At 64.9% G+C, this 25,718-nt stretch carries 23 protein-coding genes and 1 tRNA gene; 5 read left to right on the forward strand and 19 right to left on the reverse strand.

The window, feature by feature from the left end:
* Nucleotides 1-240: 240 nt before the first annotated feature.
* The 3 genes from R4P47_RS12990 to R4P47_RS13000 all read right to left on the reverse strand — a co-directional run bounded on the left by R4P47_RS12990 (nucleotide 241) and on the right by R4P47_RS13000 (nucleotide 3,873).
* Nucleotides 241-2,076, reverse strand: a complete 1,836-nt coding sequence (locus R4P47_RS12990) for an acyl-CoA dehydrogenase (RefSeq protein WP_068049178.1) — start codon at nucleotides 2,074-2,076, stop codon at nucleotides 241-243.
* A gap of 79 nt (nucleotides 2,077-2,155) precedes the next feature.
* Nucleotides 2,156-2,779 (reverse strand): class I SAM-dependent methyltransferase, encoded by a 624-nt coding sequence (locus tag R4P47_RS12995; protein WP_317533560.1) that lies wholly within the window; start codon nucleotides 2,777-2,779, stop codon nucleotides 2,156-2,158.
* Between the two features lie 23 nt (nucleotides 2,780-2,802).
* A complete protein-coding gene (locus tag R4P47_RS13000; RefSeq protein ID WP_094687155.1) occupies nucleotides 2,803-3,873 on the reverse strand; it encodes a DUF4185 domain-containing protein in 1,071 nt (356 codons plus the stop codon).
* A 179-nt stretch (nucleotides 3,874-4,052) separates the two neighbouring features.
* Between R4P47_RS13000 and R4P47_RS13005 the strand changes: the two genes are divergently transcribed.
* Complete coding sequence (locus R4P47_RS13005) at nucleotides 4,053-4,487, forward strand: MarR family winged helix-turn-helix transcriptional regulator (protein WP_094687077.1); 435 nt, start codon at nucleotides 4,053-4,055, stop codon at nucleotides 4,485-4,487.
* A 6-nt stretch (nucleotides 4,488-4,493) separates the two neighbouring features.
* Here R4P47_RS13005 and R4P47_RS13010 read toward each other — a convergent pair whose 3' ends face one another.
* From R4P47_RS13010 to R4P47_RS13030, 5 genes are all read right to left on the reverse strand, one after another.
* Nucleotides 4,494-4,655 (reverse strand): hypothetical protein, encoded by a 162-nt coding sequence (locus R4P47_RS13010; RefSeq protein ID WP_176460173.1) that lies wholly within the window; start codon nucleotides 4,653-4,655, stop codon nucleotides 4,494-4,496.
* Between the two features lie 196 nt (nucleotides 4,656-4,851).
* Nucleotides 4,852-5,502, reverse strand: a complete 651-nt coding sequence (locus R4P47_RS13015) for a DUF2064 domain-containing protein (RefSeq protein WP_317784946.1) — start codon at nucleotides 5,500-5,502, stop codon at nucleotides 4,852-4,854.
* Complete coding sequence (locus R4P47_RS13020) at nucleotides 5,499-6,152, reverse strand: glycosyltransferase (RefSeq protein WP_082898705.1); 654 nt, start codon at nucleotides 6,150-6,152, stop codon at nucleotides 5,499-5,501. The genes R4P47_RS13015 and R4P47_RS13020 overlap by 4 nt, the downstream gene beginning before the upstream one ends.
* Complete coding sequence (locus R4P47_RS13025) at nucleotides 6,145-7,203, reverse strand: NAD-dependent epimerase/dehydratase family protein (RefSeq protein ID WP_094687074.1); 1,059 nt, start codon at nucleotides 7,201-7,203, stop codon at nucleotides 6,145-6,147. The genes R4P47_RS13020 and R4P47_RS13025 overlap by 8 nt, the downstream gene beginning before the upstream one ends.
* Nucleotides 7,200-7,997: an S-methyl-5'-thioadenosine phosphorylase gene (locus tag R4P47_RS13030; RefSeq protein WP_094640604.1), complete on the reverse strand. Its 798-nt coding sequence runs from the start codon at nucleotides 7,995-7,997 to the stop codon at nucleotides 7,200-7,202. Before R4P47_RS13030 ends, R4P47_RS13025 begins: the two co-directional genes overlap by 4 nt.
* Before the next feature lie 112 nt (nucleotides 7,998-8,109).
* Here R4P47_RS13030 and R4P47_RS13035 point away from each other — a divergent pair, with 112 nt between their 5' ends.
* A complete protein-coding gene (locus tag R4P47_RS13035; RefSeq protein WP_255183106.1) occupies nucleotides 8,110-9,393 on the forward strand; it encodes a hypothetical protein in 1,284 nt (427 codons plus the stop codon).
* On the opposite strand, the gene R4P47_RS13040 is transcribed toward R4P47_RS13035, so the two are convergent.
* The 5 genes from R4P47_RS13040 to R4P47_RS13060 all read right to left on the reverse strand — a co-directional run bounded on the left by R4P47_RS13040 (nucleotide 9,380) and on the right by R4P47_RS13060 (nucleotide 14,795).
* Entirely contained in the window at nucleotides 9,380-10,045 is a 666-nt protein-coding gene (locus R4P47_RS13040; RefSeq protein ID WP_094640605.1) for a methyltransferase domain-containing protein, read from the reverse strand. The two genes, R4P47_RS13035 and R4P47_RS13040, sit on opposite strands and share 14 nt — an antisense overlap.
* Complete coding sequence (locus tag R4P47_RS13045; protein WP_094640606.1) at nucleotides 10,042-10,512, reverse strand: hypothetical protein; 471 nt, start codon at nucleotides 10,510-10,512, stop codon at nucleotides 10,042-10,044. The genes R4P47_RS13040 and R4P47_RS13045 overlap by 4 nt, the downstream gene beginning before the upstream one ends.
* Before the next feature lie 93 nt (nucleotides 10,513-10,605).
* Entirely contained in the window at nucleotides 10,606-11,298 is a 693-nt protein-coding gene (locus R4P47_RS13050; RefSeq protein WP_094640843.1) for a hypothetical protein, read from the reverse strand.
* Nucleotides 11,299-11,460: 162 nt separating this feature from the next.
* Nucleotides 11,461-13,047, reverse strand: coding sequence for a GMC family oxidoreductase (locus R4P47_RS13055; RefSeq protein WP_317533562.1), 1,587 nt, complete (start codon nucleotides 13,045-13,047; stop codon nucleotides 11,461-11,463).
* Nucleotides 13,048-13,076: 29 nt separating this feature from the next.
* Nucleotides 13,077-14,795 (reverse strand): aldehyde dehydrogenase family protein, encoded by a 1,719-nt coding sequence (locus R4P47_RS13060; RefSeq protein WP_176460203.1) that lies wholly within the window; start codon nucleotides 14,793-14,795, stop codon nucleotides 13,077-13,079.
* 188 nt (nucleotides 14,796-14,983) lie between these two features.
* Here R4P47_RS13060 and R4P47_RS13065 point away from each other — a divergent pair, with 188 nt between their 5' ends.
* A complete protein-coding gene (locus R4P47_RS13065) occupies nucleotides 14,984-16,171 on the forward strand; it encodes a PucR family transcriptional regulator (protein WP_094640608.1) in 1,188 nt (395 codons plus the stop codon).
* Nucleotides 16,172-16,174: 3 nt separating this feature from the next.
* Here the strand turns inward: R4P47_RS13065 and R4P47_RS13070 are convergent, their stop codons facing one another.
* The 6 genes from R4P47_RS13070 to R4P47_RS13095 form a co-directional block, all read right to left on the reverse strand.
* A complete protein-coding gene (locus R4P47_RS13070) occupies nucleotides 16,175-17,131 on the reverse strand; it encodes an esterase/lipase family protein (protein WP_068049230.1) in 957 nt (318 codons plus the stop codon).
* Nucleotides 17,132-17,298: 167 nt separating this feature from the next.
* Nucleotides 17,299-18,150, reverse strand: coding sequence for a glycoside hydrolase family 16 protein (locus R4P47_RS13075; protein ID WP_317533563.1), 852 nt, complete (start codon nucleotides 18,148-18,150; stop codon nucleotides 17,299-17,301).
* Between the two features lie 271 nt (nucleotides 18,151-18,421).
* Nucleotides 18,422-18,495, reverse strand: a tRNA-Gly gene (locus R4P47_RS13080).
* A gap of 30 nt (nucleotides 18,496-18,525) precedes the next feature.
* Complete coding sequence (locus tag R4P47_RS13085) at nucleotides 18,526-20,307, reverse strand: putative bifunctional diguanylate cyclase/phosphodiesterase (RefSeq protein ID WP_068049233.1); 1,782 nt, start codon at nucleotides 20,305-20,307, stop codon at nucleotides 18,526-18,528.
* A 117-nt stretch (nucleotides 20,308-20,424) separates the two neighbouring features.
* Nucleotides 20,425-22,554, reverse strand: a complete 2,130-nt coding sequence (locus R4P47_RS13090; protein ID WP_317784947.1) for an Rv1355c family protein — start codon at nucleotides 22,552-22,554, stop codon at nucleotides 20,425-20,427.
* Complete coding sequence (locus R4P47_RS13095) at nucleotides 22,551-23,264, reverse strand: hypothetical protein (RefSeq protein WP_317784948.1); 714 nt, start codon at nucleotides 23,262-23,264, stop codon at nucleotides 22,551-22,553. The genes R4P47_RS13090 and R4P47_RS13095 overlap by 4 nt, the downstream gene beginning before the upstream one ends.
* A gap of 140 nt (nucleotides 23,265-23,404) precedes the next feature.
* On the opposite strand from R4P47_RS13095, the gene dcd reads away from it, so the two are divergent.
* Nucleotides 23,405-23,983 carry a dCTP deaminase gene (gene dcd, locus R4P47_RS13100; RefSeq protein ID WP_243595178.1) on the forward strand — a complete coding sequence of 193 codons (579 nt, stop codon included), beginning with the start codon at nucleotides 23,405-23,407 and terminating at the stop codon, nucleotides 23,981-23,983.
* Nucleotides 23,984-24,152: 169 nt separating this feature from the next.
* Entirely contained in the window at nucleotides 24,153-25,688 is a 1,536-nt protein-coding gene (locus R4P47_RS13105) for an Hsp70 family protein (protein WP_317549534.1), read from the forward strand.
* Nucleotides 25,689-25,718 lie beyond the last annotated feature (30 nt).

A 25,718-nucleotide genomic window follows, 5' to 3' on the forward strand; every position in this document is an offset into this window, starting at 1 on the left:
GGCAGAATTCGCGCGCATCTGACAAACGCGCGCGCTTTTGCGGCGGCTGGGGGTTTGCAACCCCGCGCATCTGACAAACGCGCGCGCTTTTGCGGCGGCTGGGGCTCGCACCCCCGCCTCCCAATCAAATGCGCGCGCTTTTGCGGCAAACCCGGGCCCCGCCGCGACACCACCGCCCCGGCGTACATATGACAACGGCCGCACTCGAGAACGAGTGCGGCCGCCGAAGAGTTCAGGGAATCAGAATGCTGCTTCGTCCAGTTCCATGATGTCGTTGTCGATGTTGGTGAGGATGGCGCGGGTTGCCGTGAGCTGCGGCAGGATGTTCTTGGCGAAGAACGAGGCCACTGCGATCTTGCCCTCGTAGAACGCCTTCTCCTTGCCCTCTGCGCCGTTGTCGAGTGCAGCGATGGCGATCTCGGACTGACGCAGCAGCAGCCAGCCGATGAGCAGGTCTCCGAAGCCCATGAGGAAGCGCACCGATGCCAGGCCGACCTTGTACAGCTCGGTGGGCTGGTCCTGTGCGCCCATGAGGTGCTGGGTCATCGAGGTGACGATGGCCTGCACGTCTTCGAGTGCGGTGGCGAGCAGTGCGCGCTCGGCCTTGAGTCGACCGTTTCCTGCTTCGCTGTCGATGAACGACTTGATCTGTCCGGCAACGTGAGCCAGTGCTACGCCGCGGTCGCGGGCGATCTTGCGGAAGAAGAAGTCCTGCGCCTGGATGGCGGTGGTTCCTTCGTACAGCGAGTCGATCTTGGCGTCGCGGATGTACTGCTCGAGGGGGTAGTCCTGCAGGAATCCGGAGCCGCCGAGGGTCTGCAGGGATTCCGCGAGTACCTGGTAGGCGATTTCGGAGCCGACGCCCTTGACGATGGGCAGCAGGAGGTCGTTGACGCGGTATGCGATGTCGGCGTCTGCGTCCGAGACCTGCTTGGCGGTGACCGGATCCTGGTGTGCGGCGGTGTAGAGGTACACCGCACGCAGGCCTTCCGAGTACGCTTTCTGCATCATGAGGCTGCGGCGCACGTCGGGGTGGTGGGTGATGGTGACGCGGGGAGCGGTCTTGTCGGTCATCTGCGTCAGGTCTGCGCCCTGGACGCGCTCCTTGGCGTACTCGAGTGCGTTGAGGTAGCCGGTGGAGAGGGTGCCGATTGCCTTGGTGCCGACCATCATTCGAGCGTGCTCGATGACGTCGAACATCTGCGCGATGCCCTTGTGGACCTCGCCGACGAGCCAGCCCTTGGCGGGAATGCCGTTGCCACCGAAGGTGAGTTCACAGGTGGCGGAGGCCTTGAGGCCCATCTTGTGCTCTACGCCGGTGACGAAGGCTCCGTTGCGCTCGCCCAGTTCGCCCTTCTCGAAGTCGAAGAGGATGGACGGCACGAAGAACAGGCTCAGGCCCTTGGTTCCGGGTCCGGCACCTTCGGGGCGGGCGAGTACGAGGTGGAAGATGTTCTCGAAGAGGTCGTCGGACACTGCCGAGGTGATGAAGCGCTTGACGCCTTCGATGTGCCACGAGCCGTCGTCCTGCTTGATCGCCTTGGTGCGACCTGCTCCGACGTCGGATCCGGCGTCGGGCTCGGTCAGGACCATCGTGGCACCCCAGCCGCGCTCGACGGCCACCTTGGCCCATTCCTTCTGCTCGTCGGTTCCGTTGTGGTACAAGATGTTTGCGAATCCGGGGCCTGCGGAGTACATGAACGCGGCCGGCTGCGATCCGAGGAGCATCTCGTTGATGCCCCAGAGCAGGTTGCGAGGTGCTGCCATGCCACCGACTTCCTCGTCGAGGCCGACGCGCCACCACTCGCCGTCGTAGAGCGCCTTGAACGACTTCTTGAAGGAGTCGGGCAGCTTCAGGCTGTGGGTTTCGGGATCGAAGACGGGCGGGTTGCGGTCGGCGTCCGCGAAGGACTCGGCCAGCGGTCCCTCGGCAAGGCGTACGACCTCGCGCAGCATGTCGCGGGCTACTTCACCGTCCATGTCGCCGAAGTTGTCGCCTTCGAGTGTCTCGTCGAGTCCGAAAAGCTCGAAGAGGTTGAACTCGAGATCCCGGAGGTTGCTCTTGTAATGGCCCATTGCTCGTTCGCTCTCCAGTCGGTGGTGCGGTCTCGTGAGTACCGCCCAAGTTAGCTACTCGTCGGTAACTTAACGGATATTACCCCCGATCCGGTTCGCTGCCAAGGGGAGGCCTACTCGCCAGTAGCAATGCGTCGATCGCTGTGCCGCCGGTCACGTCGCGATAGCGGTTTTCGGCAGTGAGGATGGTCAGTCCAGTACCGATGTCCGACGCCAAATCCTCTGGCGTGTAGAGGATCTCGGCTTCCTGTGGACCACCGACGCCGGAGTCGATGTTCGCGGAGTGGTGTCCGAGAATCATGAGGATTCCATCAGGTTTCAGTGCGGAAACGGCGACCGAAACGGCCTTCTGCCGTTCGTTCGGGGGCAAGTGGAGATAGAACATGAGAACCAGGTCATAGTTCGGTTCTGTTGACAACTGCGTCACATCGGCGTGAACCCAGGTCAGTCGCTCGCGCACCGACCTTGGTGCCGAAGACGCCACGTCGTTCGCCCTCGTCAGCGCTACCGCGGAGAAATCGACGGCGTCGACGGTCCAGCCGCGGGTTGCCAACCAGATCGCGTTGCGACCCTGGCCGGACGCGAGATCCAGTGCGCGACCTCGCTCGAGCGCCGTCGCGACTTCGACGAGCGTCGCGTTCGGTGCCTCGCCGTAGACGAGTTCTCGGCCTTCGTACTTGCGATCCCACTCTGCGGCGTCCACCTTCGGAAGCCTAGTGGCGGTTCCTACAGCGTCGCGCGCAGCAGCAGCACGTTGTAGTTCTGGTAGACCGTCGCCAGGAAGTACAGGTCGCGGCCGGTCGAGTAGGGATGGATGTACGGCGCGTAGATGGAGCTGACCTCGCGGGTGTCGACCAGAACCTCCGGTGGGCTCCATGGCCCGACGGGTGACGGCGAGCGTCGCAGGACGATCGAGTTGGCGTTGTCGGTCGTCATCATCAGGTACTGACCGAGGGCTGCGTTGTACGCGACGGAGAGTTCACCGACGCCGCCGACGATGGGTGCGGCCGCGGCCGGGTCGCCCTTCTTCCAGTCCTGGCCGGTCCAGTACTCGTATTCGCCGAGTCGGGCGATGTCCTGTTCCTTGACGCGAGCGACGTGGCCGAGGTTGAAGCGGCCGGGCGGGGTGCCGTACTGGTAGACGTAGCCGCCGTCCTTCAGGTAGGCGCTCTGCTGGAAGTTGCGGTCGCCGCCGACGCTGGGCCGTTGGGTGTCCGGTAGCGCTGCCCAGTTCTCCCCGTTGTCGTTCGACACGGCCAGGCCGGAGAAGTTGGTCTCCCAGGTTCCCGGCGGTCCCCAGTTCTTCACGGACATCAGGTTGAGGTATTGACTGTCGCCGACGGCCACGCCTGCCGTCGGGATTCGGCTGATCTCGACGAACGGGATCTTGGGGCTGGGGACGACCTCTTTGGTCTGGCCGATCGGGTCGAGTACGACGCTGTCGAAGTTCATGCCGTCGGCGAGGTTGCGGTCGTTGCTCCGTACGATGGCGTTGCTGCGCCACGACCACAGGCTGCCCTGCAGCAGGTTGGGTATGCCGAGGCCGGCGGTATCGCCGAATGCCGTCAGCACCTCGCCGCGGCCGTTGTCCCACATGATGCCGAGATCGGTGCCGATCATGTTGACGTTCTGCGTGTTGTTGGGACTCGAGATACCGGTCACCTGAGCGACGGCTTGTGCGCGACCCTGAAGCTGCGGCAGCCCGAACGTGCCGTTGAGTCCGGCAATGGGATTGACCGCATTGGGATTTGCGAGGGCGTTGGGCCCGGTGACCAGCAGCGACGTGGCTACGGCCATGGTGGCAACGGTCAAGACTCTGGAACCCACGCGACGCACGACGATCTCCCCCAATTCGATTTCACTCCCCGGCAACCGACGAGAACCATATCAGCGGTTTGTTCGAGGCGGAATAAACCGAGCGATCCGCTGTTTCTGGGAATCGGGCGAATGCACCTCGGTGTCGTAATCTGGACAGCGTGAGTGATCTGCCCGATTCCCGGCTGGCGAGGGATTTGTCCGTCAGTGCAATGCGATTGAATCGGAGACTCCGACTGCGCCATTCCAGCGACAGATTGCCCGTCGCTCAGCTGTCGATTCTGACGACGTTGCTTCGTGAGGGGCCGATGACGACGGGGGAGTTGGCGGCGCGTGAGCGGATCAAGCCGCCGTCGGTGTCCAGGTCGTCGCACGCCTTGGTCGAGTTGGGTTTGATGAGCCGGGAGCCGCATCCGACGGACGGCAGGCAGGTGGTTCTTCTGTTGACCGATGCGGGCACGGCGACTGCACGGCAGGAGGTTGCCGCTCGGGAAATCGCGCTGGCGGAACAATTGGACGAATTGACGCCGCAGCAGCGCCAGACGCTGGCCGCAGCGGCTCGTATTCTCACCGAGATCGTCGAGCGGGTCGACTGAGCGCAGTCAGTTCTCGTGGTGAAGTTCGTGCTCGAGAGCCTCGACGTCCCACTCGATCGTCGACCCCAATTCCTCGGAGTCACCCCGGCGCGCGACGCGGCCGAGGACGGTGGCGACGACTGTCGCGAACACCATCCAGACGGCTACGCCTATCAACAACCCGGTCATGTCACACTTTCTAGCACCTGTGTCTGTGAAATAGCCGTGAAACGGTGGTTCGGCTTTGTTGCGATTCGATATTGGTCGCCTGCGGTCCGGCAATTCGGGCAGATCGAAGGTGCTGTTCCACAACGGATGTGGAGATTGCGGGCTCGATGCGGCATTTCGGTCGAAACAGACCTGACGGAACGGACCGAGGCCGCTTTCAATTACCGACTTTTTCGACGGCAATATGGAACCGACTGTTCGGTGCGCACAATTGCGCCACCGCTTCGAGATCGGACTCGAAATCGACATCGCGCAATTCCGGGAGCATCGTGATCGACGCCCCGGCCGCGGTCAAGGCATCGAGTGTGTCGGAGCCCGTCGACGGGGCGGACATGGGCACGTCGAGCAAGAACCGAGCGAGTTCGGGGTTGCGAAGGCCGAGCGCCCACCAGCCGCCGTCCTCGGCGAATCCGAGTACGTCAGTGTTGCCGAGTTGCGCGGCCGCGTCGGACAGCAAGTGCGCCGTGACCTGAGGGGTGTCCATGCCGATCTGCAGTACGGAACCGGTGGTGGCCGCGTCGGCGTGGGCATTGGCCAGTCGTTCGCCCAGCCCGTCGCCGCGCTGCGCTACGACCGTGAACGACGCCAGCGCGCGGGTCAGTTCGTCGACGCGGGCCGCGTCGGCGAGATTGCCGGTGAGGGCCACGACACGGCGGTCGACGTCGGCGGCCGAGACGGCGTCGAGGGTGTCGAGCAGCGAGGCCGCCGCCAGTTCGGCTGCGGCGGAGTCGCCGATCGTGGCGGCGAGCCGGGTCTTGGCCAGCCCGGGTACGGGGGCTTTGGCGACGACGAGAGCGGTGACGGTCACGAGAGCACCTTCCAGAAATCCCGCACGGCGACGATGGTTCCCTTCACCGATCCCGAGACCTTCGACGTTCCGGCTGTCCGTGGTCGGTAGACCACGTCGTGTTCGACGACGGTCCAGCCGGCTTCGGCCGCCAGTACCAGCAGCTGCAGTGGATAGCCCGAGCGGCGGTCGGTGACGCCGAGGTCGAGCAGAGCCTGACGGCGTACCGCGCGAATGGCTCCGAGGTCGTGCACGGGCAGCTTGTACTTGGTGCGAAGCCGAAGTGAGAGAACGGCATTGCCGATCCTGGCGTGCAGGGGCGAGCTTCCCTTCGCCGGTCGACGGCGACCGACGGCGAGGTCCGCATGGTCGAGGGCCGTCACGAGGGTCGGCAGGTCACGCGGATCCATGGAGCCGTCTCCGTCGAGGACGCAGACGATGTCGGTGTCGGCTGCCACGACGCCTGCATGCACTGCTGCGCCGTAGCCGGGCACGGTTTCGGAGATCACCGTGGCTCCGTGGGCTGCGGCGACGGCGGCGGTGGCGTCGGTGGAGTTGTTGTCCACCACGATCGTGGAGTAGCCCGCCGGTACCGAATCGAGTACTGCCGGAAGCGATTCGGCCTCGTTCATGCAGGGGATGACGACGGTCACCGATTTCTGTTCAGACACGGGGTGGTCCCGTGCCCTCGGCGTCGCGCAACGGTGCGTCGGCGAATGCGGTGAGACCGTCCCTCGGCATGATCCTCGCGCGGAATCCCAGGGTCTGTTCGGCCAGTCGGGAACTGGCGACGATGTGCCGTACATCGCCGGCTCGGTAGCGTCCGGTGATCTCGGGTGTAGGCCCGCCGCGTGCTTCGGCGAGGATGGTGGCGACCTCACCGATGGTGATCGGTTGTCCCGAGCAGACGTTGAGGGCGGTGAAGCCCTCGGTCTCTGCGTCGATCGACGCGATGTTGGCCGCTGCGACGTCGTGAACGTGCACGAAATCGCGGGCCTGCTTGCCGTCCTCGTACACGGTCGGGGCCCGGCCGAGTTCCAGCGACGAGCGGAACATCGCTGCCACACCGGAATACGGGGTGTTGCGGGGCATGTTCGGTCCGTAGACGTTGTGGTAACGCAGTGCGACCACCGAGCCGCCCGTCGATACCGCCCACGCGGAGGCGTAGTTCTCCTGTGCCAGTTTGCTCGCCGCGTAGATGCTCCTCGGCTCGAGTAACGAATCCTCCTCCACCAGAAGCCAATCGAGGGGCTCACCGGACCTCGGATCGCGATTGTCGAACAAGCCGGCATCGAGATCGGCGCGGGTGCGGGGCGGCGGAACTACGGTCTCGCCCGATGAATTGAGATAGCGCCCTTCGCCGTAGACGACCATCGACGAGGCGAGAACCAGCCGCGAACAGCCCGCCTCGTACATCGCGGCGAGCAGAACTGCCGTCCCGTAGTCGTTGTGGCTGGCGTAGGCGGGGGCATCCGCGGCATCGACGCCGGCGCCGACGACGGCGGCCTGGTGACACACGACATCCACCCCGCGCAATGCGTCGACGAGCGAGTCCTTGTCGCGCACATCGAGATCGATGATTCCGTCGGCGCGCGCTCCTGGGCCGTGAGCCGATTCCAGCATGGCGTCGACGGCAACGATCTCGTGGCCGGAGGCGGCTGCCGCATCGCGAATGTGGCCGCCGATGAATCCGGCTGCGCCGGTGAGCAGTACCCGGGTCATGGCAGCTCGATCGGCAGCGTGAGGCCGGTGTGCACCCGACAGGTCGGGCAGTCGCCGGTGGGAGCGTCGGAGATGGCCGAGCGCACCAGTGCCTTGAGTGGCTCGATGTTCTTCTGGAACTCGGCGAACACGTCCACCGCCTTGACGCCCTGACCGGACTCGATGCCGGCGTCGAGGTCGGTCACCAATGCGATCGGTGCGTAGCAGAGTTCGAGTTCGCGAGCCAGAACGGCCTCGGGGTGGCCGGTCATGTTCACCAGCGTCCAACCCTGGCGCGCGAACCACTGGCTCTCGGCACGAGTGGAGAACCGAGGACCCTCGACGACGACCATGACGCCGCCGTCGATCGCCGAGTCCTGGACCGCGGACTTCCGGAGCGTCGGGCAGTACGGGTCTGCGAATTCGACGTGAATCCCGCCCTCGTCGAAGTAGGTCTGTGCTCTCCCGGACGTTCGGTCGACCAGTTGATCGGGAATCACGACGGTGCCCGGGCCGTACTCGGACACCAGGGATCCGACCGCGCACGGGGCGAACACTCGGCTCACCCCGAGCATCCGCAGCGCCCACATGTTGGCGCGGTACGGCAACGTGTGCGGTGAGTACTCGTGATTGCGGCCGTGTCGGGGCAGAAACGCCACTCGCCGACCTTCCACCTCGCCCAACGTGATCGGGGCGCTCGGAGCGCCGTAGGGGGTGTCGAGCACTACCTCCTGGGCGTCGGCTCCGAAGAACGAATAGAAGCCGCTGCCGCCGATGACGGCTATCTCGGCCCGCCCCGTCGCGTCGTTGTCCATCTGCTCATCCTCCATCACCGTCGGTCGATATGCTGGTCCGAAGTCGTGTTCGCCTTCAAGTCCGCAGGGAGAAAAGACTATCCGTTACTGGAGAGAAGCCGTCGCAGGCACGTTGGCCGTCGTGCTCGTCGTGGTCGCATTCGTCGTTCCGTACCTGGGAAACGAACTCGTCACCCCCATCATCAACAGAACTCCGCAGCAGGTACGTGACTTCGCCGATGCGGCGCCGCTGTTCGGCTTCCGCGAGATTCACGTGGGATGGGGAACTCCTGTCGCCGTTCTGATAGCCGTCGCCACTGTGCTGTGGGGGCCGACGGTCGCACGCCGACTGTCGTGGACGCGACTGTTGTTCGTGGTGTGGGGCGCGTCGGCGGCCTGGACGATGTCGCTGGCGATGGTGGACGGTTGGAAGCGCGGCTTCGTGAACCGGCTGGCATCGACGGACGAGTACCTGCACGAAGTGCCCGGCATCACCGACATTCCCGCCACGCTCCGCGGATTCTCCGAACGCATTCTGGACTACCAGGCCGATTCGTGGACGACGCATGTGTCGGGTCATCCCCCCGGCGCACTGCTCACTTTCGTGTGGCTCGATCGTCTCGGCCTCGGCGGAGGAGCCTGGGCGGCGACACTCTGTGTGCTGGTCGGCACGAGTGCCGCTGTGGCGCTGGTACTCACGCTCCGGGTGCTCGGCGACGAGAACATCGCGCGGCGGGCAGCACCGTTCGTGGCCATCGCCCCGGCCGCGATCTGGATCGCCGTTTCCGCCGATGCGTTCTACGCCGGTGTCGCCGCGTGGGGAATTGCGCTGCTGGCGATCTCGACGAAGCGCTACCTGTGGCCCGCGTCGATCGGTGCGGGAGTGTTGCTCGGTTTCGGCGTCTACCTCAACTACGGGTTGGTGTTGATGGGCCTGCCTGCGATCGCGGTGCTGATCGCCGGGCGAAGGATTCTGCCGTTCCTCGGCGCGCTGATCGGTGCGCTGATCGTTGCCGGGATCTTCACCGCGTACGGATTCTGGTGGTACGACGGTTACTTGCTGGTGCAGGAGCGCTACTACCAGGGCATCGCGAAGGACCGGCCGTTCGAGTACTGGGGCTGGGCGAACTTCGCGGCGCTGTTCTGTGCGTTGGGTGTGGCTGTGCCCGCGGCGTTCCCGCGGATACTCACTCGGCTGGAGCCGATCAACCTGTTGGTGATCTCGGCGATCGCGGCAGTGGTCATGGCGGATCTGAGTCAGTTGAGCAAAGCGGAGACCGAGAGGATCTGGTTGCCCTTCGCGATGTGGATGCTGATCGCGCCTGCTGTGTTGCCGATCCGGACGCATCGTTTCTGGTTGGCGCTGCAGGTGATCGGCGCGTTGGCGATCAATCATCTCCTGTTCACGAATTGGTGAACGGGGCCAGCGTCATCTGAGCGAACCAGCGCCCGTGGATCGGTGCCACGTCCACCACTCGCAGGCCTGCGGCGCCGGCGAGATCTGCGGTGGCGTCGGCGCTGACACTGGACCAGGCGAACCAGTCGCCGACCATGGTGTCGGTTTCCCATCGAACGGTGCGGTGGCGAATTCCCGTGTCGCTCGGCGCATCCACTTCGGCGATGACGGCTCCGTGGGGGGCGAGCAGGTCGGCGGCCCGGCGAAGCAGACGCACCGGGTCTCCGCCGATGCCGATGTTTCCGTCCGCGAGGAGGACACACGACCAGTTGCCGGTGTCGGGCAGTGGCTCGAAGAGGTCGCGGAGAACGGCGTTGCCGCCGCGTCCGATGGTCAGATCGACGGCGGCTCGGGAGGTGTCGACACCGAGTGCCGAAACGCCGCGTCGAGCAAGCGCTTCGGTGAGTCGACCCGGACCGCAGCCGAGATCGATCGTGGGGCCGGTACAGCGGCTGAGCATCGCGTGATCCGCGCGGCGATCCTCGGCCGACGAGGCGCTGCCACCCATCCAACGCTCGGTGGGAAGCTGCTGCCTGCTGCCGTCGGAATCGCCTATCCAGCAGGGTAGTCCGGCTGCTGCGCGGTTGAAGAGTGTATCGGCGGTGACGCTCATGCTCGGCTCCGTACGAGGGTCCATCGGGTGAAGTAGGCGGCTGCGCTCACGGTGAACAACACGGCGGTCAGTGCGAGCCAACGTCCGAGAAAGGGTTCCTGGGTCAAACCGGTTGCGGCTCGGTACGATTGCGCGCCCTGAGAGAGAATGCCGGGAAAGAACATCAGGAAGGTCAGGGCGGCTCCGAGTGCGGGAACTCGAACGAAGTTCACCGGCGACACGGCCAGGCGGTGTCGCGGAATGCCGGTGAGCAGCCGATCGGCCAGTGAGTAGAGCGGGAAGAGTACGGCGTCGTGCAGCAGTACCGATCCGAAGAACCACACGAGAACGGATTTCCACCACACGTCGTTGTTCCACAGAGCCTGCGGCCCCATGAGTGCCACGACGTAGCCGACCAGCGCGAACGAGAGCAGCAGACCGACCGCGTGTAGCGGGTGTCCACCGTAGATCTTCGTGAAGGCTCTCATGCGAGGTTCCTGACCGTGCGATGCAAACACTCGTGCGCGAGCGCCGCCGTTTTCACGGCGACAACTCGCGCACGGGCGTTCAGGAGACTGTGATTAGGCGGTGTTGATCGTGATGGTCGCAACGCCCACGAGCAGTCCCGGGGTCACAGCATCGGTGTTGAAGGTGCTGTTGAGCAGTCCGGCAGCGGTCTCCGAGATCTTCACCTCGGTGCCCTGCAGGATCGCGGTGTTGTCCGGTCCGGTAGCGAGCGGCTGCAGGGTGCGGCCGTCGAGATCGAACAGAACTGCGTCTGCGGCAGCTTCCTCGCCGTTGACCATGACGTCACCGGTGAGAAGCGAAGTGCCCGGATCGATGTCGAAGTTGATGAGCTCGACGACGGTCTCGCCGGCGGTCAGCGACAGGCCGCTGCCGTCGTGCATGATCTCGCCCTGGACGTAGGGGTCGACGGTGCCGGGCTCCCAGTACTTGACGTCTCCGCCGGTGATCGGGAAGCGGATGGATCCGTCTGCGAGAGTGGCGGTTCCGACGACGCCGGGCGTGAGGCCCAGGGTGGTCAGCGCGCCGGTGAAGCCGGGATCCAATGCAACTGCGGTGTCGACACCGGTGAGGCTGTCGACCTCGGCTGCGGGCTCGGGCTCGCTCTCGGTGGTTTCCATGGCCGACGCTGCCGAGGAGGTGGCGTTGTCGACGGTGTCGGACGCCTCGTCGCTGGAGCATGCGGCAAGCGGGACGATGGTGAGTGCACCGATTGCGGTGGCGGCCAAAGCTTTACGAACAGTGAACATGTCGGTCAACCTTCCGTGCTCGTCTCTCGAGCGTTGTGGGTCATTCGGCGCTGCTTGCCGAGCGGATGGGTTCCATCTCGATCCCTTGCAAGGGAGCGTGTCCACCTGTTACCCGACAAACCGGACTGTCAAACCGGAATTTTTCCGAAGGTTCACTCGGGATCAACGAAGGATCAGGTCCGCAGCTCGTTCGCCGATCACCACCGACGGCGCGTGAGTGTGTCCGCGGATGATGCTGGGCATGATCGACGCGTCGGCGACGCGAAGGCGATCGACGCCCCGCACTCGCAGCTCGGGATCGACGACACTGGCGGGGTCGTTGCCCATACGCGCAGTGCCCACGGGGTGGTACAGCGTGTGCGCATTCTGTTCGAGGGCCTCGGTGAGCAGGTCCGCCGGGGAGATGTTCGACGCCACCCTGGGGCGTACGACGTCGCCGAGCAGTCCCTTCAACGACGGGGTTTCGGAGATGGCGACGCAGGCGCGCAGGCCTTCGATCATCGCTTTGCGGTCCAGTCCGTCGGGGTCGCTGAGGTAGCGGGGTTCGACGATGGGCTTGGCCGACGGGTCGGCCGATCGGAGGGTGATCTCGCCGCGGCTCTCGGGTTTGACGAGTACCGCGCCGATGACGGCGGCGTGCGAGTCCTGGCCGACGAGTCCCTCGTCGAAGAACGGTGCCGGTCCGAAGATGAGTTCGAGGTCGGGCAGGGCCAGGTCCTCGCGGCTCTTGATGAATCCGTACGCCTCGGCGACGTTGGAGGTGAGCATCCCGCGTCGGCGCGCGAGGTAGTTGACCAACTCGGGGATCTTCTCGGCGTGGAAGAGGGAGTCTCTTTCGGTTTTCCAGCCGACGAGGGCGGCCAGGTGGTCGAGGAGGTTCTGCCCGACGCCGGGCGCGTGGTGTTGGACGGCGATGGCGTGGGACTTCAGCTGTTCCTGGTCTCCGATGCCCGAGAGCATCAGTAGTTGCGGGGTGTTGATGGCTCCGCCGGAGAGGATCACCTCTTTGCGTGCGCGCACGGTGTGTGTCTGCCCGCCGGAGGCGTATTCGACTCCCACCGCCGCGCTGCCCTCGAAGAGCACACGGGTGGCGTGTGCCTCGGTGAGGATGGTCAGGTTCTTGCGCTTCTTCGCCGGTCGCAGGTAGGCATCGGCGGTGCTCCACCGTGCTCCGCGCTTCTGGTTGACCATCGTGCGGGTGAAGCCCTTGGGCTCGGGCAGGTTCGCGGTTTCCAGCGGATAGCCTGCTTCTTCGACGCCGTCGAGGAACGACGACGTCAGATCGCGGGGGCTGCGCTGGTGGGAGACGATGAGGGGGCCGTCGGTGCCGGCGTCGACTGCCGTTGTGCCCTCGATGTTCTCGATCCTACGAAAGTATCCGACGAGGTTTCGGAAAGACCACGAGTCGTCGGACACCGCTGCCCACTCGTCGTAGTCGGCGGCGAATCCGCGCACCCACATCATCGCGTTCATCGACGACGAACCGCCGAGCATCTTGCCGCGCGGCCAATAGATGCTGCGATCACGCAGTTCCGGTTGCGGTTCGGTCAAGTAGTCCCAATCGACCTCGCTGCGAAAGAGTTTGGAGAACGCAGCGGGAATGTGGGCGAACTTGTTCTTGTCCTCGGGGCCGGCCTCGAGGAGAACCACCTCGTTGCGTGGGTCTGCGCTGAGGCGATTGGCCACCACCGCGCCTGCCGAACCTGCGCCCACCACGATGTAGTCGGCCGTCGTGCGCTGAGAGCTCATGATTTTCCTTCGGTCGTCGACGGTGGGTTCTACCCGCGCAGGGCGGAGGCGAAGATTGCCGGCAGCTTGGACCAGGACGGTGCTCCCGCGAATGCGGTGAGCAGCTTGCCCGTCGATGCTGCGGTCTTGTTGGTGACGAACCACGGTGGCTTCGGGGAGATGGAGAGTTCGCCGTTGATCAGCGAGCGCGGCATCGGCCGGAAGGGCCCGCGCACCACTGTTCGCTCGGCTCCGTCGATCAGTAAGGCGTTGTGCACGATGCCGATTCCGCTCTGGACGTCGTCGACGGTGTGGCCGGGGAATGCGCCCCAGGTGGCTGCTGCGGTGAGGAATCCGATGGCCGTCCAGGCGTTGACGGCGATGGTGCCGTAGCGCAGGTCAGCGAGCATGGTGTCGAATTTCTCCCCGAGTCCCTTGATGGTGCCGGGGGTGCCGATGATGTTGATGCCGAGGGTGCCGGTGAATTCCTCGTTCGCGGCCTGAACCGCCTTGGCTGCGAATGCTGCTCCGCTGTAGGGCAATTCGATGATGCCCATGACCGGTGCGAAATACTCGGTCTGCAGCAGCGGTGCGTATTCACCGGGGTTCAGGTCGGTGATGAGCACGCGGCCACCGCGCTCGCCGAGGCGCTCGGCGGACGGGTAGGTGGCGGTGGCGTCGGACACTCGCTTGTCGCTGCCGGGGTAGTACGGCGCACGGGCGGGCGCGCGGTCCAGCGCGGCGCGCAGGGCGGCGACGAACTGGTCGCGCTGCTTCCATTCCGAGGACAGCACGACGACCTGCGAAGCGACACAGTTGTATCCGCTGTTGTGCAGGCGTTGGGTGGCGATGTGTTCGGCCTGGAACTCGATATCGGCGCGGCTCCACTCTCCGGGCAGAACGATGGTGGGCGAGACGCCACCGAGTTCGCTGGAGATCTCCTTGGTGAGGATCGGGTCGTTGGCCGCCTTGCGGGCAGCGCCGTCCGGGCCCGGACCGAAGACGATCGCGTCGTGCGTGATGGCGCTGCCGGTCATGTGGACGTGGTCGACACGATCGTGCTGGACCAGGTAGGTGCCCACGTCGGCTCCGCCGGTGAGCAGGCGCAATGCACCGATGTCGACGAGCGGCGCGAGGACTTTCTCGAACACCGGCAACAGCGGATCCATGATCGGGTTGAGCTTGAGTGCGACGACTCGATTGAACGCGATCAGTTCGTACAGTGCGTCCAGCGGCGCGATCGAGGTGATGTTGCCTGCGCCGAGTACCACTCCGATGCCCGCGGTGCGGGTGGGATCGAGCTGGGCGAGGCCTGCGGTCCGCTGTGCGGTTGCACGGTCGATTCCGGGCTTCAGCCATACCTCGGCGGTGAACCCGTTGAGCAGGAGGCGCTCGAAGATGTTGAGAGGCAGCACCGACACCGTCGTGCGCCCACCGGGTGCCGTTCCGAACGTGGCACCGGCCAGCGGACTGCTACCGGCTTCGAGCGCCGCCAGTGTGTGCGCCACGGTGCCGAGTCCGTTCAGGAACGAGTACGGACCCGACAACCATTCCTCTCCGACGAGGGTGGACGAGGCGTCGAGTCCCTTGATCGACGCTGCCGCCGTCACCCACTCCTGCGCGTGAGCTGTGGTCAGCGCGTGCACGCGTTCGAGCAGGGCACGCCGCTCGGCCAGGGTGAGGCGTCCCCAGTTCTTCTCTCCCTCGGACAGATCGGCGAGTGCGGAGTCGACTGCCTCGGTGGGTCCCGGCGTCGGTACGGGCTTCAGGTGTGGGGTGACGTCGCTGGTCAACTTCTCGGCTCCACTCGTCGTTCGGGTACACGCTTCCACTGTGATTGTGGTCGCACTCGGACGTGGGACGCTATGGGCCACGGCTCTCAATCGGATGCAGCGGTTTGTGCAGCCGCACAATTTGGCTGTGGCGTGGCTTACACGGGTGAGGTTAGAGTTCGGTCATGACCGCCACCGAATTCGACGTGCATCCGTCACCGACCGATCTGGCCGCGACGATGCTCGACGGCGTCGACGATCTGGCTACGGAACTCGTGCGACGGATCCTGGGGGCCGAGCACGCCTACCTGGAATCGACGCTGCTCACCACCGAGCAGCTCTACGAGGCGTCGCGGAGCAATCTGGCGTCGATGCTGGGCAAGCTGTCCGGTCGTGCTCCCATGCGACTCGAGTCGGCTCGGGACGCGGGCCGACTCAAGGCGGAGCAGGGGGTACCGCTGGCTGCCCTGCTTCACGCTTTTCGGCTGGGCGGCAGGTTGGTCTGGGACGAATTGATGGAACGTTCGGACGGCCGGGCGAGTCATGCGCTGCTGGACATGGCCGCCCAGGTCTGGGCTCTGGTCGACGTGTACTCCGACGAGGCAGCGGAGGCCTATCGAGAGAGTGCCGACATGCGTGCGCGGGAGAGCGCCGAAGCCCGTGGACGCCTCATCCGTGTGCTCTTCGCCGATCACGGCGCGAATCCGACTGCGGCAGCGGACGCATTGCGCACGTTTCGCATTCCCGACCACGGCTACTTCGCGGTGGTCTCGCAGGAGCCGTTGACCGCAGCGATGGGAATCGACGGGTTGATCTCCCGCCTCCGTACCGCGGGTGCCGAATCGGTGTGGGACGCCGAGGTGGACGGCAGCGTCGGGCTGATCTGTGCTGCAACGGAATCGGAGATCGATTGCGCGTTGATCACGCTGAGCGAGCTGTGTCCGGGACGGGTGGGGGTGAGTTCGGTCTTCCGGTCTCCGTCGGGTATCGGTGATGCCGTCGGTCAGGCCCGGTTGGCGAGGTCGTGCACCCCGAACGCGGCCTCACCGTCCGCGCCGGTGCGCTACGACTCCGTGCCGGTACCGCTGCTGCTGGTCCGCGATCCCTCGTCGGGCCGCATCGCCTCGCGTCAGATACTCGGTGATCTGCTGGCGCTGCCGCGAGCCGAACGGCAGAGCCTGCTGGACACTCTCGACGCCTGGTTCTCGTGCGGCGGTTCCACCCGCGACGCCGCCGAATCGCTGCACTACCATCGCAATACGGTGTTGTATCGGCTGCGTCGCATCGCCGAGCTCACCGGACGCGACTTCCGTGATCCGATTCAAGCCGCGGAACTCTACGTCGGGCTCAGGGCGTATCAGCTGCTGACGTGAGGGTCAGTGGCTGGCGAGGACGACGTCGAGAATTCCGGCTCCCAGCGGCACCGGTACGCAGGTCGGGGGACGCGCGTTCGCCGGGTCGAGTGCGTTGAGCGCCAGCCGCAGCGCGGTGGGGTCGTAGGTGAACGTGAAGTGCGCTACCTCGGTATCGGGGCACACGTCCTGCACCACGATGTTGTGCGCTCCCGGATCCCGCAGCAGCGCATTGGTGTACGGCTGGATCACTTCGTCGACCCTCGTCGCGATGGAGGTGTACTCCACTCCGGGCACGGTGTCGCCGCCTGCATTGAGGCGTTCGAGAAAATCGGATCCGGCCATCAGTTGGGCGAGCCCTGGGCCGAATTCGCCCGCTACGACCCCGGTTGCACCCGGCACTGCCTGTACGACGGGCGCTACTCCGTACATGGTGCCGCCGTAGGTCGGTGATGCGATGCCCACCCATCTGTCGACCACGTAGGCACCGCCGAGCCTGTTGACGAAGTATCGAGCGACCGCGGCACCCTGCGAGTAGCCGACCACGTCGACTGCTCCGGCACCGGTTGCCTGAAGTATCGACAGTGTCATCGACTTCAGTTGCGCTGCACTGTCTTCGATGACGCCGTACCCGTTGGATTTGCCGTCCGGCGAGGTGCCGTAGTTGATGGCGAAGACGCAGAATCCGGCTGCTTTCAGGATGGGGGCGAAGCCGGCCCAGTCGGAGTACGCAGTGGCGTCGGTGCCGTGTACCAGGACGACTGGATTCGGGTGCGCCGCAGTGGGCTTGCAGCCCATATCGTTGGCTCCGGGAGGTGCGGCGTCGCGATTGGATGCGGCGTAGCGGATGGCATCGGCGTGATCGGGCTGCTCGGGGGCAGCGGCGATGGGCATCAGCGGCCCCGCGTGCGCGGAGGGTGCCAGCAGCGCAGCGGCAGCGACGAGTACGAGGGTGATCAGACTTCGCCGTGGCCCGCGCATGAATAGACGGTATTCCTCGAACTGTGGAATGTCCCTATGAGTGGGGGTGTGGACTGAGAAAAGTCACAAGAATTGTTCTTCGCGCGAAACCGTGCCTGGCGCGTACACCGCACGGGACCCAGCCGTGGTGGCTGGGCCCCGTGCGGAGAGAAGGATTGCTCTGCAGGTCAGAGGCGACTCACACGCAGCCAGTCGACACTCATCGTCTGCGGGTACGGCGTGCTGTTCAGCGTCTTGCCGGTCCAGTTGTTGCCCACGGCGACGTTGAACAGGATGTAGTGCGGCCATGCGCCCGAGAACGCCTTCCAGTTGCCACCCTTCGCCTCGTACTGGGCCTGAGTGAAGGAGTATCGAGCGACCCCGTCGACGAACCAGGTGATGCTGTTCGGTAGCCAGTCGATGCGGTACGTGTGGAATCCGTTGCCGACCGGATTCATACTGCCGCCGGTCTTCACATCTTGATTGGAGTTCCACTTCGAGGGACCGTGCAAATTGAATGACGGTCCGTACAGTCCGGGAATTTCGACGATGTCCACTTCCCCTTGGCTGGGCCATGAATATTCGCCACCGGGTTGTAGACCGAGGGTCCAGAATGCGGGCAGCAGGCCCTGGGCGCTCGGCATCTTGATCGATGCTTCGATGCGCACCGGCGGCGTCACCGATTGCTTGCCCATGCTGACCACGCGGGCGCTGGTGAAGTTGTACGGTGCCCGCTTGCGGTCCGGTGGTGTCTCTCGACGCGCGGTGATGTTCAGTGAGCCGTTGAACTGGTTGGCGTTGTTCCAGGAGTCCGTATAGTACTGCTGCTCACCGGAACTCGCGCCCCAGCGGCCGGTCTGAAACCCCCATTTGGAGGGGTCGGGTCCGCCGTGCCCGTTGAATTGGTCTTCCCACAGCACGGTTCCTGCTCCGCCCTGGGTTCTCGGGGGCGCGGCGAGTGACGGGGCTGCGGTCGCCGACGAGACGGCCACGGCCATCGTCGTCAGGGCGACCGCGACAATTGTGAATAGTGATCGCATGAGGGGGATTCCTGTCAGGGTCATATGTCGGTGAACAAATGTCGACATTTGATTTCTAGCACGGCAAACTAGGCGACAGAAGTTTCTTTTGAAATGCAGGAATTCTTGCGAATACAATGAATGAATTAGCCTATGTTACTGGTCGGTAGCAAGGGTATCGACCAATGGTCTGCGGTGGTCGGTTTGTTTCAGGAGTGACCGCAGTGACTAGGGAGGGTTAGCGAAATCAGCGGTGTGGGCGAGGCGGAAGCGACTCGAGGGGGAGCCAGCGTGGAGCCGGTGACGGGAATCGAACCCGCCTCTCAACCTTGGGAAGGTCGCGTTCTACCAATGAACTACACCGGCGTGTGGTGCGGTTCGAGGTTACCAGGGCGTTCAGATGTCGATTCGCACGCCGTGCAGCAGGGTGAGGGCATCGTGTGCTGGTACCGGCTTGGAGAACAGGTATCCCTGTGCGCGAGTGCAGCCCAGTTCGATCAGGGTGTTTCTGGCGGTCTGTGTTTCGACGCCTTCGGCGATGATGTCGAGTCCGAATGCGTCGGCGAGTCCGATGATGGATTGGACGATGGCGAGGTCGCCGGTGTTTCTGGCTCCGAGGTCGGTGACGAAGGCGCGGTCGATCTTGAGTGCATCGACGGGGAGTTCCTTGAGGTGCGACAGCGAGCTGTATCCGGTGCCGAAGTCGTCTATGGCCACTTGCACGCCGAGTTCGCGGAGTTCGCGCAGTGTCACGCGGGTGCGGGAAAGGTCCTGTACCACTGCCACTTCGGTGATCTCGAGGCAGAGGTCGGGCCCGGCTATCGAGAACTCCGTGAGTGCTCTGGCGACGGCACCGACGAATCCGTTGGTGACCAGTTGGACGGGAGATATGTTGACGCGCATGGCGATGTCGAGGTGGGGGATCTCGCGTTGCCAGTCGGCGAGGGTGCGGCAGGCGTGGTCGAGCACCCAGCGGCCGAGTTCTCCGGCGAGGTTCGTGTCCTCGGCCACCGGGATGAACGCGGACGGGGGTAGTAGGCCTCGGGTGGGGTGTTGCCAACGGACCAGTGCTTCGACTGCGGTGATGCGTCCGGTGACGAGGTCCACCTCGGGCTGGAAGTGCAGGGTGAGGGAGTCGCCTGCGATGGCGTCGCGCAGATGGATCTCGACGTCGTTGCGGAGTTCGGCTTCGGCGTGCATCTCCTCGGTGAACAGGGCGATGTCGTGCCCGCCTCCGCGTTTGGCTACCAGGGCGGCTTGATCTGCCTGCCGCAGAAGCGACTCCGCGGTGTGCTTGCCCGGCTGGCCGAAGGCGATTCCGATGCTCGCGCTTCTGCTGATGCGTTCGACTCCGAGGGTGACGGGGGCGTACATGGCGTCGGCGATCATCTCGGCGTGGTGTGCTGCGACCCGGGCCGAGCACGGCCCGGCCAGTACCACCAGGAATTCGTCGCCGCCCAGGCGTGCCACGAGACCGGCCGACTTGCCGACGAAGCTCTGCAGTCGGTCGGCGATGGTCTGGAGGTAGTGGTCTCCGGCGAGGTGTCCCAGAAAGTCGTTCAAGGCTTTGAGTCGATCGAGGTCGATGTGCATCACGGCGACGGGACCGGGCATGGCCGGGTCGAGTCGTTCGCGGAGGTGTTGTGTGAGCGCTGTGCGGTTGGGCAGTTTGGTCAGGTGGTCGTGCAGCGCCGAGAACCGGAGTTGCTCCTCGGCGCTCACTCGCGCCTGAAGTTGGGAGAGCAGTGCCGCAATCGCTTTGAGCGCGTTGAGTTCTGCCTCGGACCACGTTCGGTCGCCGATCTTGATGAAGCCGAGGATGCCGGTGGTGCGCTCCGAGTGCAGCAGCGGGACGACGGCCATCGAGGTCGCAGAGAATCCCGACGCGTCCTCGACGCGTCGGCGGTAGTCCTCCTGCTCCGGGTCCGGCCGAAACACTGCCGGTTCGGTCAGTGTTTCGGCCAGGCGGAACACCGAGTCTGCTTCGTCGAAGTAGACCACTGCCAGTGGGTCGGGATCGGGCACGCTCAGTCGCGGTGGCCATTCTGCGCTGAGTCTGGTGGCCCTGGCCTCGAAATCGTTGTGCCGGAGGAAGCTGAAGTCGATGCCCAGGTAGTCCACGAGTTGCCGCAGCACGGAGTCGTAGGCCTCGCGCACCGTCGCCGCATCGACTCCCATGAGTTCGGTTGCGACGCCGGTGACGAGGACCTCGAGCGTCTGGTTGTGCTCCAGGGCCCCACTCCCGCCTCTCGTAGACGCAGTGCAGGACTGTTCCCCCTGGTCTCCGCCGGAACTCTACCCCGATACAGACGCTGAAACAGGAAGTCTGCGACTATGTATCGGAGTTTTCGGGGCGCTACCGAGCCGCAACACCAGCGCGACGGACTCTGTGTTTTCGATTTCAAGCAGAGCGCGGAGCTCGAAACTCAACTGCTGCAGCGTTTCTGCGTGGTGCGGTGCCAGTTGTCGATATTCCTCCGCGGTGCGCGCATAGAGGAACGCGGGGGAAACCGGCTGCACTGCCAATCCGCGCAAATGCGCAGTTACCCAAACGTTCTCCGTTGCACATCCCCCGATGATGTAATCTGCTGCGGTCGATCCGGGCACGACGACCACTGCGAGTGCCGAACTCGACAGCACACGGTCGCGCATGTCGATCCCGAGCGCTGCACCGGCGTCCCACGCATGCACGAGCTCCATGACGTCCGGCCGCTTGACGATCTCGAGCTTGGACAGGTCCGCGTCGTCGATCCCCAGAGTCGACACCTCGATTCCCCGGTCGGGATCGAGATCTCCCGGCCAGCGCAACTCGGAGAACATGTCTCGATGCAGGTGCGGTGTGAGATACCGGATTCGATCGGCGGCGGCGAGGATATCCGCGGCCGCCGCGATGGACTCGGGTGCCGTCAGCAGCACTACCCGGCCACCCTCTGCTTCTGCCGCAGCGGCGATGTCGGCGGCGATGCCGGCATCCAGGGGTGCGCCGGTGCCCATTTCTCGATTGGTGCACCGCTCGAGAACGCCGTCGAGCAGGCGTCGATCCGTGACGGGTTGTGGGTCGCCCGCACTCAGGGTGATCTCGACTCCGTGGTCGGTGACCTCGCTGCGGTCGAGCCTGCCCTGCGCGGTGGCCACCACGCGCGCGTTGAAGGCGGCCGCACCCACTGCCACGTAGCTGCCCCGGAAGGCGACGTCGAGGGTCGACGTGCGGGAACGATCCACCCCGATCCGCACGGTGCGTCCTTCACGGGTGAACGTCCACGGCTGACTGTTTCCACCGGACGGTGCCCGGCGCGCAGCGTCGAGAACGAGCGCGTCGGGATCGACGGCTGCGTGGTGAGCGTCGACGGCGGTGTCGACCGAAGACTGCTGCGCCCTCGGCGTCGGGTTCGGGGTCGCGAGCGCGTCGAGATGGGTCTCGAGATCGACGCGGATTCGTCCGGACGGCAGGTGCGCTCCGGTGCCGAAGCGTCGAACGGCTGCTGCGATGGTTGCACCGCCGAGTTGAACGTCGCCGCCCAATTGTGGCCAGGTCTCGATCGTTTCGCTCACTTCCACCATCGAGGCGGCCATCCGGGCCGAGAGCAGTGAGGCGTCGAGCTGATCGAGCACGATGGGGATCTTGTCGCGCGTGCCCAGCCCCTGCAGGCTCGTCGAGTCGATCTCGCCGAGGACGCCGTGGAACACCGGACGGTCGGGTTCGAGGTCGAAGCGCTCGACGTCGAGCAGTCCCCGGTCGGAGGTCTCCATCAGTACCGGGATCCCGCGCGAGCGGGCTGCCTCGCGGGCGCGAACCTTGACGTCGAGGGAGTCGCATTCCTCGACGAGCAGGTCGAGTCCGTCGAAGAACTCGTCGATGGTGTTCTCGGTGATGCCGTCCTCGGCGATTTCGACGCGTAGATACGGGTCGATTTCGGCAATGCGTCGGGCAGCGACGACCGCTTTGTTGATGCCGAGATCGAGGATGGACGCCGGAATTCTATTGAGGTTGGAAAGTTCGATCTCGTCGAAATCTGCGAGGCGAAGCGTCCCGCAGATTCCTTCGAGTGCGAGGGTGTGAGCAATGGCGTGCCCGACGCTGAGTCCGATGATTCCTATCGTGAGATCTCCCAAGGAATTCTGCTCCGCGAGGGTTATCTTGTTCCTGTTTCTGTCCAGCCTCAGGTGTCGAAACGAGTTGGGTCCGAGTACGGCAACGACAGTTTTTCGCCAGGGAAAGAATACCCACCTGTCGTTTTCGTCGAGAAGGCTCTGCTCAGGGCTGGGAAGCAGTGAGTGCAGGCCCTTTCTCTGTGTCTTCCGCTCGTCCAGAAATGTGAGGGTCGGATCGCGTCTGAGTTCGTCGAGTGCGTCACGCTGTGTGGCGTCCGTCTCGTCGAATATCACAGGCTTCCAGTGGTGGCCGGGTGTGTTTCGATCGTTCATGATGCGACTGCTTCCGGGAGTTCTACGGCTGCGCGGCGGTGTGCGAGAAGGGTAACCGTGTTGTGCCGCATCCGGCGCCAGGTGGCCAGATCTGCGTTGAAAGCGAGTGTTGTTCTGTCCCACCAGAAGACCTCGGTTCGGTAGCGTTCGTCGGGGTAGGGGATCGGCGCGATCTGGGTGGCGATCACCGCTCCGGTGTCGAGCCATGCGGCGCGGACGTGGGAGGCCGCGGTGGCCAGGGCGTAGCGCGCGCCGAGAAGAGCCGTGCTGTATGCGGGGGACTCCGCGATCATCGCGGTGACGGCGCGGCCGTGGGGTGCGTCCTGAGCGACCCACGCGGACTTGAGTTCGACGACTCCGTGGCCGATGTGTTCGTCGAGCATGGTGTGCACGTGGCGTAGCCCGTCGGGATATTCGGCGAATTCGATCAGTGCGTGCGATTGATCGACCGAGGAATACGGTCCTTGCACCCGTACCCCGCCGACTATTTGTCCGGTTCGGTCGAGTGCGGCGAAGAACAGTGCAGTAGTGCTGCCGTCACGAATGGTCGACATTTCGAGTGCGGTGGTCACACCGTGTCGCGTGTAGCTTTCCTCTGCGCCGTCCAAGAATTGTTCCCACAAGGCCGGATTCTCGGCAGGAGTGGTAGCCAGAACGAGGCATTGGGATCTGTCATCCCAGTACGTGGGGACGTCGAACGGAATTGTCATTTCACTCTTCCTGATAGGAGTTGCCCGAATGTGAATGGTTGTGCCGCTCGATTGTCCGGCTTTTCCTTTGCGGAGCTATATGTCGTGATCGGGACTCGGGTGTGTCGCGGGGGACCGCCCAGGACCAGTAGCCTGCAGAGGTGCTGCTCTCCGACCGTGACATCCGTGCCGAAGTGACCCTGGGAAACCTGGCGATCGAACCGTTCGACCCGTCGATGGTTCAGCCGTCGAGTGTCGATGTGCGGCTCGACAAGCTCTTCCGGGTGTTCAACAACACCCGCTACACCCACATCGATCCGTCGCTGCAGCAGGACGAGTTGACGACGCTGGTCGAACCTGCGGCCGGTGAGCCGTTCGTCCTCCATCCCGGTGAGTTCGTTCTCGGCTCCACGCTTGAATTGACGACGCTGCCGGATTACCTGGCCGGTCGGCTCGAGGGGAAGAGCTCGCTCGGGCGGCTGGGTCTTCTCACGCACTCGACCGCAGGCTTCATCGATCCGGGCTTCAGTGGCCACATCACGCTCGAGTTGTCCAACGTCGCCAACCTCCCGATCACCTTGTGGCCGGGCATGAAGATCGGGCAGCTGTGTCTCTTCCGGCTGTCGTCGCCGTCCGAGAATCCGTACGGCAGTGCCGCGGTGGGGTCGAAGTATCAGGGCCAGCGCGGGCCGACGCCGTCGAAGGCCTACCTGAACTTCGTTCGGTCGAGCGTGGACTAAACGATCTCGCAGTTTGTTTCATCGCCGCAAAACGTGGTGAATGTCCGGTTGTAGCGGTACTCTGGTGACCTGACGTGGGTTGGGGCCTACCAGAGCGAGGTTTCTAGTGTCCGCGGTTCCCGATGTGTCCGTACTCGGCGCTTCATTGGGGTCGAGTGGTCTGCGCAGCGTGATCAGTGACAACGCTCGCCCCGGTGCTGTCCTGGAAGTGCACGAGCCCGTCGCATCCCGGCCCGCACCCAACGGCCTCGCTCCCGATCCGTGGGATGCCGTCATCACCTCGGTACACAATCTGGCGACCGAATATGCGTCCGCGGACTTCTATCCGGTGCTCGCACTGCGCGAAAGCGACCCCAGGACGGCCTACGACCAGGACTTCTCCGACGGCGTTGTGCTCGTGTCCGAGCTCGGTGCGCAGTTGGGTGCACTGCGTGAGACGCGTGTGCTGGCCGGCGAGCGCTGCGTCGCTCTGTTCGACGTCGGCGCATCCGGTACGTCGATCTCCGTGGTGGACATCGACAGCGGTGATGTCCTCGCGTCGCGTCGAACGGATGCCCTCAGTGGTGACGACTGCGATCGGGTGCTGTGCGATCACCTGATCGCGACGTTCGGTGCGGCCGAGGCGCTGACGGTCGAGGCTCGCAGGCGGCTCGTCCACGACGTCCGCGACGGGAAACACGAACTGGCTCTGCTTCGCAGTGTGTCGATCATCGGACCGTTCGTCGGCGGCCGTGCATCGCTGTGGCGCGGCAATCTCGACGAGCTCATCGGCGATTCCGTGCACCGAGCCGTCTCGATGGCCGTCGACGTGCTCGACGCGGTCGGCGCGCAGGGCGTTCACGTCGACGCCATCGTCGCCGTCGGCGGTGGTGCCAACATGCAGATAATTCGGCAGGTCCTGTTCGACGCGGTGTCGATGCCGGTCTACGTGCCCGAGAAGCCGGAACTGCTGGCTGCGCACGGCGCTGCTGGGATCGCTCGGACGGTGGGTCTGCGGCCCGCACCGGCACCGCCCGAGGTGCTCACCGATCGGTTCACTGCTGCGGATCGGGATTCCGCAGACCTCGAGGTGGCCGCGGTTGCCCCGGTGGTCTCCAAGCGGCCGCGGCACAGCGACACCTCCTCCAAGCGGATGACCAGGGCCAACAAGTCTCGCCACCTCGGCGGCGCGCTCGCGGCACTCGTCGCGGTGTGTGCAGCCGGCACCGTGGTCACTGCGGCGGCACGGACGAGCGGCGACGATCCGGCACCGTCGGTGAACACTTCGCAGGACTCCTCGCAGACCGCTCGGTCGCAGTCCGTGGTGCCTGCCGCAGACGGGTCACCCGCCGACCCCACCGAGTCGTCGTTGCCGCTCGAGACCACGACGACGCAGACCTCGTCTCCGGTCGACGCGCCGGCAACGTCGTCCTCGTCCGAAGCGCCGACCACGACGGACGCGGAGAGCACCACCGCCGCTCGGCGCACCGTGGCCACCACCAGTGCACCGTCGGACACAGAGGAGACGACGGCACCCGACAGGCCCACCCGCGATCGGTCGACCGCGGTGCCGACGACGGTCCCACCTGCAACCACGACTCGTCCGACCACAACGCGCCCCGCCACGACGACCCGGGCCACGACGACGCCGCGTCCGACCACCACCACGCGGTCGACTCGGACGTTCGATTTTCCGTTCCCGGACTTCGACTTTCCGCGTCGCTGACCGGTCTGCGCTTTCCGACGCCGCCGGCCC

Source organism: Rhodococcus sp. IEGM 1370 (assembly GCF_033142325.1).
Lineage (GTDB): Bacteria > Actinomycetota > Actinomycetes > Mycobacteriales > Mycobacteriaceae > Rhodococcoides.